The organism is Micromonospora sp. DT53, from assembly GCF_049841535.1.
Classification (GTDB): Bacteria; Actinomycetota; Actinomycetes; order Mycobacteriales; family Micromonosporaceae; genus Micromonospora.
The window spans coordinates 972,460-985,085 of sequence record NZ_JBNCKM010000001.1 but is presented as its reverse complement, the minus strand read 5'-3'; the positions used below and the strand labels follow the sequence as shown (position 1 = coordinate 985,085).

The 12,626-nt window shown below is 72.4% G+C and carries 10 protein-coding genes; 6 read left to right on the top strand and 4 right to left on the bottom strand.

The genetic code is table 11. The features are described 5' to 3' along the window. Positions 1-102: 102 nt before the first annotated feature. The 4 genes from ACLQ3B_RS04595 to ACLQ3B_RS04580 form a co-directional block, all read right to left on the bottom strand. A complete protein-coding gene (locus ACLQ3B_RS04595) occupies positions 103-840 on the bottom strand; it encodes a hypothetical protein (protein ID WP_425777592.1) in 738 nt (245 codons plus the stop codon). Then, on the bottom strand, positions 809-1,360 hold the full coding sequence (locus ACLQ3B_RS04590; protein ID WP_425777590.1) for a DNA cytosine methyltransferase: 552 nt from the start codon (positions 1,358-1,360) through the stop codon (positions 809-811). The genes ACLQ3B_RS04595 and ACLQ3B_RS04590 overlap by 32 nt, the downstream gene beginning before the upstream one ends. 190 nt (positions 1,361-1,550) lie before the next feature. Further along, entirely contained in the window at positions 1,551-2,534 is a 984-nt protein-coding gene (locus tag ACLQ3B_RS04585) for a TRM11 family SAM-dependent methyltransferase (protein WP_425777588.1), read from the bottom strand. After that, the gene (locus tag ACLQ3B_RS04580; protein WP_425777586.1) at positions 2,527-3,459 is read right to left on the bottom strand and encodes a hypothetical protein; all 933 of its coding nucleotides are present in this window, start codon (positions 3,457-3,459) and stop codon (positions 2,527-2,529) included. Before ACLQ3B_RS04580 ends, ACLQ3B_RS04585 begins: the two co-directional genes overlap by 8 nt. Positions 3,460-4,295: 836 nt before the next feature. Here ACLQ3B_RS04580 and ACLQ3B_RS04575 point away from each other — a divergent pair. The 6 genes from ACLQ3B_RS04575 to ACLQ3B_RS04550 all read left to right on the top strand — a co-directional run bounded on the left by ACLQ3B_RS04575 (position 4,296) and on the right by ACLQ3B_RS04550 (position 12,461). Continuing rightward, on the top strand, positions 4,296-5,174 hold the full coding sequence (locus tag ACLQ3B_RS04575) for a hypothetical protein (protein ID WP_425777584.1): 879 nt from the start codon (positions 4,296-4,298) through the stop codon (positions 5,172-5,174). 736 nt (positions 5,175-5,910) lie between these two features. Next, positions 5,911-6,291, top strand: coding sequence for a pilin (locus tag ACLQ3B_RS04570; protein ID WP_425777582.1), 381 nt, complete (start codon positions 5,911-5,913; stop codon positions 6,289-6,291). Positions 6,292-6,296: 5 nt separating this feature from the next. Next, the gene (locus ACLQ3B_RS04565; protein WP_425777580.1) at positions 6,297-7,211 is read left to right on the top strand and encodes a conjugal transfer protein TrbL family protein; all 915 of its coding nucleotides are present in this window, start codon (positions 6,297-6,299) and stop codon (positions 7,209-7,211) included. After that, a complete protein-coding gene (locus tag ACLQ3B_RS04560) occupies positions 7,208-8,170 on the top strand; it encodes a PrgI family protein (protein ID WP_425777579.1) in 963 nt (320 codons plus the stop codon). The genes ACLQ3B_RS04565 and ACLQ3B_RS04560 overlap by 4 nt, the downstream gene beginning before the upstream one ends. Further along, the gene (locus tag ACLQ3B_RS04555; RefSeq protein WP_425777577.1) at positions 8,167-9,954 is read left to right on the top strand and encodes a VirB4 family type IV secretion system protein; all 1,788 of its coding nucleotides are present in this window, start codon (positions 8,167-8,169) and stop codon (positions 9,952-9,954) included. The genes ACLQ3B_RS04560 and ACLQ3B_RS04555 overlap by 4 nt, the downstream gene beginning before the upstream one ends. 77 nt (positions 9,955-10,031) lie before the next feature. Continuing rightward, on the top strand, positions 10,032-12,461 hold the full coding sequence (locus tag ACLQ3B_RS04550; RefSeq protein ID WP_425778053.1) for a helicase HerA domain-containing protein: 2,430 nt from the start codon (positions 10,032-10,034) through the stop codon (positions 12,459-12,461). Positions 12,462-12,626 lie beyond the last annotated feature (165 nt).

Below are 12,626 nucleotides of genomic sequence, written 5' to 3'. Positions count from 1 at the left end.
CCCCTCCCGGGGTGGTTGGGGGGGGGGGGCCCGGGGGGGGGGGGCTGGGTGGGGGTGGTTGGGTGGCGGCCCCCGCCCCCCCCCACCCGGGGGCTGGCAGCGCTAGGTGTGCTGGCAGAGCAGCAGTCGCAGGGCGGTCGCCGCTTGGGCCGGGACGACGCCGTTGCCGAGGACCCGCAGTGCGGTGGTGCGGGGCAGCCCGAGCGCGGGGTTGGTGACCCAGTGCTCGGGCAGGCCCATGAGCCATTCCACGAACGGCGGTGCGAGGACGGGTTTGCCGTGCCGGCCGGTTTGCGTGGGTTCGGGGGCGGGGCGGCCGAGCAGCAGCTCCCAGCGGGCGACGGCGTCGGCGTAGCCGCCCCACCGCTGCTCGTCGGGCTGCCCGAGTGCGGCGATGGTGGTGCGCAGGTCCGCGCCGCCGTCGCCGTGGCGCCCTGGGCCGCGCCCGTCGGACGCGCGCGGGGTGGGCAGGATCCGGGCCGGGACCCGCACCGCTGCGGAGGGGAGGGTGAGGTCCCCGTGCGAGCCGCGCTGCCCTGGGCAGCCCTTCTCGCCGTCGGTGGCCCGCGGGGTGGGCAGCAACACCTCGGACAGCGGGGGCCGGAAGCCGGCACCCGCGCGTCGTCCGGGCGTGCCGGTGTCGCTCGCCCTGGGGGTGGGCAGTAGCCGTGCGGCGCCGGTGGGCGGGTGCGCGTGGTGACTGGTGCGAGCGGTGCGCTCTGCGGTGTCGGTGGGTAGGAGGCCGTGGGTGGAGCCCGAGGGTTCGATGAGGTCGGGTAGGCCGTGCTGGTGGCCGGGTCCTTTGCCGTCACGGGCGCAGGGTGTCGGCAGCGTCCGCACCTCCGCCGGGTCGTGGGGTGGGTGCGGCCAGCAGGAACAGCCGGTCGCGGCGGTGGGCGGCGCCGATGTCGGACGCGCGTAGGCATAGCCAGCTCGTGTTGTACCCGATCGTGGCCAGGTCGGCTTCGACGACGTCGAATCCTCGCCGTAGGAGGGCGGCGACGTTCTCCACGAACACGAGCGGCGGTCGAAGGACGCGAACGGCGTCGGCGATCGAACTCCACAGGCTGGAGTGCTCTCCGGTGATGCCGGCGCGCTTGCCGGCGTTGGAGATGTCCTGGCACGGGAACCCGGCGGTGAGGACGTCGACGGGCTCGACGAGGGTCCAGTCGATGGTGCGGATGTCGCCGAGGTTGGGTACGCCAGGCCAGTGGTAGGCGCAGACGGTGCGGGCGTGCCGGTCGGTTTCGGCGTACCAGGTGAGCTGGCCGCCGAGCACCAGCTCGACGGCCATGTCGAGGCCGCCGTAGCCGGTGCACAGCGATCCGATGCGGAAGACGGTGGTGTGGGCAATGCTCACGTCACCTCCCCGCGCCCGGCGTCGCCTGTCACCGGCTCGCCGTGTGGGCAGGACCAGGGGCCACAGCCAGGCACTTCTGTGGGTTGAGGACGTGGGCGCAGCTGCACTTTGTCCAGCGGCACTCGCTGCCTGTGCACCGTGGAGCTCTGCACGCCGGCACCCATGGACAGGTAACGGTGGGTGGGTGGGCTCACGTGACCACCCCGGATCCGTCCTCAGCCGTGCGCGTCTTGGTGAAGATCAGAACGTCTTCGTGGGCGATGAGGTGCATCGGCACCCCAGACGTACGGGCCTTGCGGACCTGTTGGAGTTGGAAGAACGACGGGCGGGCGACGAGCTGCCCGTCACGGACGGCGGCGAGGAAGGCGACGCACCGCTCGGTCGGCACGAGTCCGGCGCGCAGACCGGCGGCGATCACGGCGCTGGGCAAGTCGACCAGCTCCCCACGTTTGCGCCACGGACGGGCGGTGACCACGACGGCGCCGCCGGGTCGTAGCAGGGTCGCGCAGCCGCGCAGAATCTCAGCGAAGCCGTCGGCGAGACCGGTCAGGTCACGGTAGGCGAGGTTGCCCTTGTCCTCGCCGTCGTTGTACCGGTCGTCGTACTTGACGACCCCGTGCTCGCCGGGGCGGACGAGGCCGTGGACGGTCGGCCCGTACGGCGGTGAGGTGACCACGAGCGCCACCTGCCCGGTGAGGGCCTTCGGCACCAGCGACATCAGCCGGGTCGCGTCGCCGCGGATGACCGACGCGCGTCCGCTGGCGCCGTGGTCGTGGGCGTGGCGAATGTTGGCGTCGGCGATGTTCGACCATTGCGGCTCGTATTCGATGCCGAAGGCGTCGCGTCCGGCGTGGACGGCCTCGACCAGGGTAGTGCCGATGCCGCACATCGGGTCCAGAACCAGATCGCCGGGCTGGGTGTAGACGGCGACCGCGTGGGCGGCGATGGCGGGCAGCATCCGGGCGGGATGCTTGACCGATTCCGGCACGTACCGGCCGCGTCGCTGGACAGGGCCGGTCGACTGGGCGGTAGCCCAGACGGACAGACCCCCAGGATCGGCGCGGTGGCGGCCTTCGTACTCGCGGTGCCGTCCCGGGTAGTCCTCGCCCACTGCGGAGCTGTTGGTGTCCGGCTCGCTCGCGCCGGAGGATCCTGCAGTGGTGTGCTCAGCCATGGCGCTCACCGCCGTCGCGGCCACGGCGCCGTTCCACCCCAACCCCTGGAGTCGAGTGCGGGGTGAAGACCATCAGGTCGGCGTGCACCCGCAGGTGGGCGACCGACCACTGCTCGGGGTTGGCGTGGACCAGGGTGAGCAGCTCCTCATCCGTGCCGTAGTAGACGAACTGGTCGCCGTCGGTGTCGGCCTCGACGGCGACGATGTGCTGCAGGTAGCCCAGTCCGGCCGCGGAGGCGGCGGCCACGAGCGGCCCGAAGTCCTCCGGCGTGGGCTGCGTGCCGGCGGGGACGCCGACGACGAGGACGAGGCAGCCGCTGGGGCGCAGTAGCCGCGCGCAGGCAGCGAGGAGCCAGGCGAGGCGGACCCGGGCCGTCGTGCCGGCCTCATGCAGCGGCCAGGTAGCGACCACCAGGCTGGTGGCCGCGTCCAGCGGGCCGTCGTGGGGCGGCCGGACGACCGTGGCGTCGGCGCCGGGCAGGTCGGGGTCGGTGAGGTCGTCGCCGAACCAGTCGACCAACTCGGGCGGGTCCTGCGCGTCGCCGGCCTCCAGTTCGTCGGGCGCGGTGAGCGGGTTCGTTGCGGTCGTGGGCGCCTGCGGGCCGGCGGTGGCGGGTCCGATGATCAGGCTGGAGCTGTCGGTGAACCACGCGCGGTGGTGCTGGCGCCCGCCCTGCGCGCAGATCGGTGCGAGGACGTGGTCGGTGGTGAGATCGGCCACCGCTTCCCCGGGCCGGCTGTAGGCGGCGACGAGGCGGTAGGCCAGACGGGTGGGCAGGCTGGTGTGCGGGTCGGCGTTGGTACGGGCCGTGCGCCAGACCGTGATCGGTACCGGCGGGTCGCCGGCGATCAGGTCGATGAGAGTGGCGTCGGCCGGCTTGGTGTGGTCGGCCTGCTGGTGTGGGTGCGGCGTGTGCTCGCTCATGTGCTGTCGGCTCCGCGCCGCGCCGTGAAGCGCTGACATCCCCAAACCGGGCTTTGTGAGCCTCGGCGAACACTTGCCGAACCCACAAACGCTCACAACGCGCGACCCGGCAGCGGCTTGTCCCGGTTTTCCTCGTCCTGCCTGGTGCGCGGGACGTGGCGGTAGCCATCGGCAGGTGGCCTACCGCGACGGGACCGGCATCGTTCCCACTCATTTCTGTCTGTGACGCTGGGTCACTGACAGAACGCCCTGACGGTGCCGGCGCCGGTTGGAGAGAACGCGTCGGGCGTCGACGTGGATGAGCGTTGACCAGCACTGTGAGAGGTTGCCGAACTTCGTGTGCCGGGCCGTTGTCATCGGCGCGGCGCGTCGCCTGTGACAGGGTGCGGGATGTCCAGCGGTGACAGCCTGCCCGCGACTGTCACGGGTACGTCGGCAGTCCGCGCGGGCCGTCCCCGGCGAGCGGTGACAGCGGCGCTGTGAGCCGACCCGGTTGTCACAGCAGGCCGCGTGTGTCCTCTGTGAGGTCGTCCGCGCCATCTCGCGGCTCACGACGTGAGCCTGTGCCACCACCTTCGAACCGCGCGGTCACAGACTCTGCCAGGGTGTCACAGGGCAGGTCAGCCGACCTTTGTCAGGCTCTTGCCAACGATCAGCGGCGGTGGCGCGCCGGGCGGGCGGGCCATTGACAGAGGCCTAGTCGAGGGCGACGAACAGCGCCCTGAGCGGCTCTGTCAGGACCGTGTGAGCCTGCTGTGGCGCAATCGATGCCACCGATCGCCGTGACAACGCCGGCGACGGCATTCGCATCCCTTCAGTGTCACAGGAGTGTTGACATGAGCGTGTCCGACGCTACGAACTGGCCGACGTCCGCCCTCGACGCGGCGGCGACCGCCTTCGCCGCGCTGACCTGCGAGCCCGCGCCGCTGGCTCTCGACTGCACGGCGTTCTTCTGCGACGCGCGTCTGCCGCAGCCGGTGATGCCGCTGCCCGCGCTGCGGGACTGGCTGTTGCGCCACCCCCGCGCCTACACGGCGCGTGACGAGGTGTGGCGCGAGCTGATCCGACGCGCCCGTCTCGACGGGCCGCACTGGGTCATCGCCGCGGTCGGCATGGCGATGCCGGCGCTGCAGCAGTACGCGGCCCACCTGGGCGAGGGCTACACCGGCGACCCTGCGGATATCGACGCCGAAGTCCTGACCGGGTTCCTGACCGCGCTTCGCGACCGGGCCGACCTGGGCAAACCCGCGCCGTACGCGAGCCTGTGCAAGGCGGCGTGGCGAGCCGGGCGGGACCTGCGGCTGCAGCAGCATCAGTGCCTGCCGGTGCAGAACATTGAGCACCTCGTTTCCGGCTCCCGCACCCCGCCGGTGCCGTACGGGCATCCGGACCTCCTGGTCCGCCGCGCGGTGACCCTCGGGATCGTCGACCCCGAGGATGAGCAGCCCTACATCGACGTGCGGCTCGGTCGACGGGCGATCGAGCCCATCGCCGCGAGGAATGGCGTCAGCGTCGACGCCCTGCGCATGCGGCTGTCCCGCATCGACAGCCGCGTCGCCGAGGCCCTCGCGGACGGGCTGTTGACCGGGATCGCGTCGCCGGAGACCACGGCGCGGCTGCGGCAGCAGGCCGAGCAGCGCGGCGGGCGTCGCGCAGGACGTGCCGCGGCCGCCCGCCGCGAAGCCGCCCGGCAGCAGGCTGCCGCAGCCGCCTGACATCCAACCGGCACGGCTGTGGCCGGCCCGAAGCACCACGTCGGGCCACAGCCGTTTCCGCTTGCCGAGCGCCCGTCCCAGCAGAGCTGCTCCGGAGGTAGCGCGCAGCGCTGGCAGCAGAAGACCAGCGCAGGATTGCCAGCCGGCCTGCCCGCCGGCACGTTTTGCGGCGCAGGCACCGCTCAGCCGTACCCCTCCGCTCCGACGATCAGAACTTTCGGCCGTCGTCCTAAGCGCCCTGGAACGGACGGGCGAACCACTTCGGCCTTGTCAAGAACTGTGAGCCCCGGCGGCCCTCACACCGCTCGCACAGAGAGCGGTTCCGAGCCGGCTGTGAGTCCTCGCCCGCAGGCAAGGCTGTCGAGCAGTGATAGCCCTTCACCAGCCCCGTGAGGCCTGCCTGGACCGCGGTGAGCGCGGCAAGTGTTCGCCCGGGCTCACAAATCCCGGTTTGGGGGTGCGGGACCTTTCGAGCTGTACCGCTCGCCGGTCCCGCCCGCCGCCGGGCGACACGAGGAGCCGCGATCCGCGCGCCTCGGGTGCCGCGCCAGTTGATGCGCTGACACCACGTTGATGACCGCAACCCACCCATGAGGGAGGACGAGCTCCTCCCGGGGCTCACGCGGTTCGTGCGCTTCTCGCCTGCGCCCGGCGGCGGTCCCATCGGACCGCTTCGAGCAATCGCCGCCCCCGGTCAGACGTCTTCGTGATCGGGGGCGGCGGGAGGTGAATCGCAATGTCTCGCACCCCACAGCGCACTCTCCGAATCCCGCGAGTCGTTCGTCTCGCACTGCGTGTCGCCGTACCGCTGGCCGGCGTCGGCCTGGCACTCGCCGTCCCGGCCGCCGCGTACGCCGATCCCGGCGAGGCCGTCGAACCGGCGGTGAACTCCCTGCCGATGGTGATCTTCAACCTGCAGACCTGGGTCATGGGCATCCTGGCCGCCGTCGCCACCCTCTTCCTCGTCCTGGCCGGCGTCTACTGGGTCACCGCCGGTGGTGACCCGTCGCAGGTCGAGAAGGCAAAACTCGCCCTGCGCAACGCGCTGCTCGGCTACGGCCTGGCCGTCCTCGCCCCGATCTTGCTGCAGGTCGTCCGAGGCATCGTCGGGGGCTGATCGTCATGGGATGGGTTCTCGACCATGTTCTTGATTGGCTCACTGCAGCGATTCTGGCCTGCCTCAGCGCGATCTTCGACCTCATCACCAGCATCCTGCTCACCACACCGAAGGTCACCGTGCTGCCGCAGGTGCAGGCGCTCACCGGCCGGTCGGTCTGGATCGTGGATACCGTCTTCGTGTTGGCGTTCGTCGCCGCTGGCGTGCTCGTCATGGTCGCCGGCGGCGACGAACAATCCCGCTACACGGTCAAGGACCTCCTCCCGCGGCTGGTCGTCGGGTTCACCGCCGCGCACTTCTCCCAGTTGGCCTGCGACCAGCTCGTCGATCTCGCCAACGCCCTGACCGCGGCGATCAGCGAGGGCGGCTACGACGGCGACGGCGCGTTCACGGCGATCCGCACCCACCTCGCTGCGGCACAGGACCGCACCGTCCCGCTGTTGTTCCTGGTCCTGATTCTCCTCATCACCGTCTTGGTCGTGACGGCGGCGTTTCAGCTGATCGGCCGGTTCGTGGCGCTGCTGGTGATGACGAGCATCGCGCCGCTGGCGCTGGCCTGCCACGCGCTGCCGCAGACCGACGGTCTCGCCCGGCTGTGGTGGCGCGCCTACGCCGGATGCCTGGCGATACCGGTGGCGCAGGCGTTCTTCCTCACCGCGGGGCAGCAGACACTGCTCGACCCGGCGACCATGCTGCCGGTGTTCGGCCTGCCCGTCGACCCGGGCGGCACGCTTAATCTCCTGGTCGTGGTGGTGCTGCTCTGGACCACCGTCAAGATCCCCACACTGTTGGCCCGGTGGGCGGGCCAGACCGGACGTAGCACGAGCACCATGCTCGGCGCGGTGGTCCGCGTCGTCGTGGTGCAGCAGCTCGCCCGCACCGTCCCCGGCCTGAACACCCTTCGGAGGACCATCAGATGACCCGACCTGATCCCGAAGCGCCGATGAGGGCGCGGATGCCCGCCGACGTCGACGCCCCCGACAAGGTCGCCTACGGCCTGACGTTCCACCAGCTGGCGGTCGTCGCCGCCGGCGCGCTGCTGTTCTACACCGCGTGGCGCACGCTGCACGATGTTGTGCCGGCGCCGGTGTTCATCGGTGCTGGTGTGGTGCTCGGCGGGCTGGTCATCGGCCTGGCGCTGGGCCGCCGCGACGGCCTGTCCATGGATGTGTGGCTGCTGCACGCGATCCGCTACACGCGCACACCCCGGTCACTGTCCACCGCCACCGTCGCGGCGGACACCGGGACGCCGGATTGGGTCGAGACCCCCACCAGCGGCCGGGTGCCGCTGCCAGCGCCGTTGCGGCTGCCCGCCGACGCCATCGACGACGACGGGGCAATCAGCCTCGGTGACGCGCGGGCGGCGATCGTCGGCACCACCACGGTGAACCTCGCGCTGCGCACACCCGGCGAACAGGCGGCCCTGATCGAGGGGTGGGGGCGGTGGCTCAACAGCCTGTCGACGCCGACGCAGATCGTCGTGTCCGCGCAACCGGTTGACCTGGCCTCCCACAGCCGGGCTCTCGCCGCCGCCGCGGGCGCCCAGCCGCATCCGCGGCTGCGCGCGGCGTGCGCCGATCACGCGGAGTTCCTCGGCGACCTCGCCGCCCGCCGGGACCCGCTGCGTCGGCAGGTCCTGGTCGTCACCCGCGCGGCTGCCGGCGAGCGCGCGCATGCCGCGCGGCGGCGAGCCGATGACACGGTGCGGGCGTTGGCCGGCCTCGGCGTCAGCCCGCGGGTGCTGGACGGCTCGGCGGTCACCGCCGCCCTGGCCAGCGCCGCCGACCCGTACCGGCCGCCGCAGCCGGGCCGCCTGGCCGCGCCCGACGCCGTCATCACCGCCGCTGCCCCCTCCCGCAGGACAAGGAGCCAACGATGATGAGGAAGAGACGGTCCGGCGACGACGGCGCACCGCCGCGGGCGGGCTCGCTGGCGTCGGCGGTCGCGCCGGCCGCCGTCGAGGTCACGCCCCGGTGGCTGCGCGTGGGCGACGGCTTCGCCGCGACCCTCGTCGTGACCGGATACCCGGCGGAGGTCGGCCCGGCGTGGCTGGAGCCGCTGCAGTCCTGGCCGGGCCGGCTCGACCTCGCGTTGCACATCGAGCCGCTGCCGGCCCCGATCGCCGCGTCCCGGCTGCGCACACAGCGAGCACGGCTGGAGTCCTCCCGGCGGGCCGACTCCGAGCGCGGGAAGCTCGCCGACCCCTACGTCGATGCCGCCGCCCACGACGCCGGTGACCTGGCCGAGCGGCTGGCCCGAGGCGCGGCGAAGCTGTTCCGCGTCGGCCTGTACCTGAGCGTGCACGCCCGCACCGAAGACGAACTCCTGCAGGCGTGCGCGCAGGTCCGGGCCGCCGCCGCGTCCACCCTTCTGGAGGTGCAGCCCGCGACGTGGCGACAGCTTCCCGGCTGGACCACCACCCTGCCCCTCGCCTGCGATGGGCTGCGGATGCAGCGCACCATGGACACCCAGGCACTCGCCGCCGCGTTTCCGCTGTCGAGCCCGGACCTGCCCGCACCGCTGCCCGGCGACCCGCCGGCCACCGGCGGTGTCCTCTACGGGATCAATCCGGCCAGCGCCGGCGTCGTTTGGTGGGATCGTTGGACGCAGGAGAACCACAACTCGATCGTCCTGGCCCGCTCCGGGGCTGGAAAGTCGTACTTCGTGAAGCTGGAGATCCTGCGCAACCTCTACCAGGGAGTGCAGGTCGCGGTGGTGGACCCCGAGGACGAGTACCTGCGACTGGCCGACGCGGTCGGCGGCAGCATCGTCCGGTTGGGCCTGCCCGGCGTGAAGATCAACCCCCTGGACCTGCCCGCCGGCGACCGGCGACCCGACACGCTGACCCGCCGCGCTCTGTTCCTGCACACGCTCATCAGCGTGCTACTCGGCCACCAGCCGCCGCCGGCGGAGCGCGCCGCACTGGACCGGGCCATCCTCGCCGTCTACCGGACCGCCGGGATCACCGCCGACCCGGCCACGCACCACCGGCCCGCGCCGCTGCTGCGCGACCTGGCCGCCACGCTACGCGCCGACGACGACCCGGCCGCCGCGACGCTGGCCGCCCGGCTCGCACCGTGGGTGCAGGGCAGCTTCGCCGACCTGTTCGACGCACCCACCACCCAGACCCCGGTCGGACACCTGGTCGTGTGGTCGCTGCGGCACCTGCCCGACGAACTGCGCACCGTCGGCACCCTGCTCGCACTGGACTCGATCTGGCGCACCGTCGACGCCCCACAACGCCCGTCGCCGCGGCGGCTCGTGGTGGTCGACGAGGCGTGGCTGCTGATGCGCGACGGCGAAGGCGCCCGCTTCCTGTTCCGCATGTCAAAGGCGGCACGCAAGCGCAACGCCGGACTGACCGTCATCACCCAGGACGCCGCCGACGTGCTGAGCACCGACCTCGGCCAGGCGGTGGTGTCCAACGCCTCCACCCAGGTGCTGCTGCGGCAGGCGCCGCAAGCCATCGACGCCGTCGGCGAGGCGTTCGGGCTCACCAACGGTGAACGGCGACTACTGCTCTCGACCCGCCGCGGCCAAGGGCTGCTGATCTCCGGGGCCAGCAGGACCAGCTTCGAGTCGATCGCCTCCGACGCGGAACACGCCCTATGCACCACCGATCCGGCCGAACTGGCCGACCTCAACGAGGAGGGCGACCTGTGACACCACCAACCGAAGCCCTCAGCTCAGCGCTCGTGTCACCGGCGCCCAGCCCCACCAGCGGGCCGGGCGCCGGTCCCATCCCGCCCCCTACCGGAGCTGCGGCCGCGCTGATCGACGCCGCCGTGTGGGCCACACAGCGGCCGTGGCTGGCGGCGGTCGCCGCCGGCGGGCTGATCGTGTGGATCGCGGCCCGCAACCTCGTCGAGATCTGGCGGCACCGCCACCACGCCCGCGGCGCGCGCCTCGTGACGATCGCGCCACCGCCGGAAGTCGACCCACACAGCGCTGGCGCGCTGTGGGCGAACCTGGCCGGCGTGCTGACCCCCTCACGGCGGCGGCGCCTGCTCCACGGCGCCCCGCACGTCGTGTGGCAGTACACGTGGTCCGGCCGACAACTACTCATCTCAATCTGGGTACCCGGCACCGTCCCCCCGGGGGCGGTCGAGGCCGCGGTGCGGGCGGCGTGGCCCAGCTCGGCCACCACCACCGACGACAACCCGGCACCGCCGATCCCCCTGGACGCGCATCCCGCGGCCGGTGGGCAACTTTTGCCCGTGTACGCGGAGTGGCTTCCGCTGGTCACCGACCACGACACCGACCCGCTGCGCCCGCTGATGGCCGCTGGCGCGCAGCTCAAACCCCGCGAGTACGCGTGCGTGCAGATCCTCGCCCGCCCGGCCACGCCCCGACGGGCGGCGCGGGCCCGCCGCGCGGCCGGGCGGCTACGGGCCGGCACCACCGCGGTCCCGGCGATCAACCCGGCCGCGCCGGTGCGGTGGCTGCTGGACGCGTTCCTGCCCGGCGGCGGCACCGGCCGCGCTGCGGCGTCCGCGTCCCGTCGGGATCCCACCGTGGAGCGCGACGTCCGGGCGATCCTGGACAAGACGGCGCACCCGCTGTGGCAGACCGGCATCCGGTACGCCGTCGCCACCACCAGCCGGCGCCCCGGCGCCGACCCGACCGGCCGGCTGCGGGGCATCGCCGACACCCTCGCCTCGGCGTTCGCCATCCACACCGGCCGCAACCGGCTCACCCACCGTGCCCGCATGCCCGCACCGGTGGCCGTCCTCGCCGCGCGCCGGCTCGGCCCCGGATTCCTCACCTCCGCCCCGGAACTCGCCGCCCTCGCGGCCCTGCCGCAGGACCTCGCCGTGCCGGGCCTCGATCGGGCGCGGGCCGCGTCCATGCCGGCACCGGTCGCCGTTCCCGGCGGCGGGCGTGGGGTGAAGATGCTCGGCGACGCCGAGATCGGTGGCCACAGTGTCGGGCTGTCGGTGGCGGACGCGAGGTATCACATGCATGTGATCGGTTCCACGGGTTCCGGCAAGACCACCCTGCTGGTCAACATGGCCGTCGACGACATCAAGGCCGGCCGCGGCACCGTCGTCATCGACCCGCACGGCGACCTCGTCCTGGACATCCTCGACCGGCTCCCCGCAGGCGTCGCCGACCGTGTCGTGCTCTTCGACCCGGACCAGGAGAACCCGCCGACGCTGAATCCCCTCGAAGGCGACGACCCCGACCTGGTCGTCGACAACCTCGTGTCGATCTTCGGGAACATTTTCGCGAAGGCGTGGGGGCCGCGGATGGATGACGTCATGCGGGTGGCGTGCCTGACCCTGCTGCGCCACAACAACGTCACCCTGCAGCACATCCCCCCGCTGCTCAACAGCCCCCAGTTCCGCTCGGCGATGACGGTGGACCTGGACGACCCGGCCGGGCTCAGTGGCTTCTGGCAGTGGTACGACAGCCTCAACGACAGCCTCCGCTCGCAGGTCATCGGACCGGTCCTCGCCCGGCTGCGCGCGTTCCTGCTGCGCGACTTCGTCAAACGCACCATGCGCTACCCCCGCTCGAGCTTCGACATGGGCCGCGTCCTCGACGGCGGCGTGCTGCTCGTCCGCATCCCCAAGGGTGTGCTCGGCGAGGACACCAGTCGGCTGCTCGGCTCCCTGATCCTCGCGCAGGTGTGGCAGGCCACGACCGCTCGCGCTGGCGTCGCACCCGACCGGCGTCGCGACGCGACCCTGATCATCGACGAGGCCCAGAACTTCCTGACCCTGGCCAACTCCCTGGACACGATGCTCGCCGAGGCCCGCAAGTACCGGCTGTCGCTCGTGCTCGCCCACCAGGACCTGGCCCAGTTCCCCCGCGACCTGCTCGCCGCGGCGTCGGCCAATGCCCGCAACAAGGTGTACTTCACGGTCGCGCCGGAAGACGCGAAGGTCCTGTCCCGGCACACCCTGCCGGAGCTGGGCGAGCACGACCTCGCCCACCTCGACGCGTACACCGCCGCCGCGCGGCTGGTCGTCAACGGCCGCCAGACCCCGGCGTTCACGATGAAGACCCGGCCGCCGAAGCCGGTCGTCGGAGAGGCGACCGCCATCCGCCAGGCCGCCGCCGCGGCGGTACCGAGCCAGGACACCAGCGCCATCGACGCCCTCGTCGAACGGCTCAGCCGCAGACCCGACGAACGTCGACCCCGTCCAAAGAGCGACCGGAGCTAACTTCCTCTGTCAGACGGTGGCGTCACCCGGGTCGCGCACCGGCTCACCATCGGGATCGTCACCGGTGACCGCCGGCATCCGCAGCACAGTGCTGACCTGGGCTGTCAGTGCCGCACACACGCCGTGACAGGCCCTCCGCGCCGACCTCCCTCGCTCCAGACACCC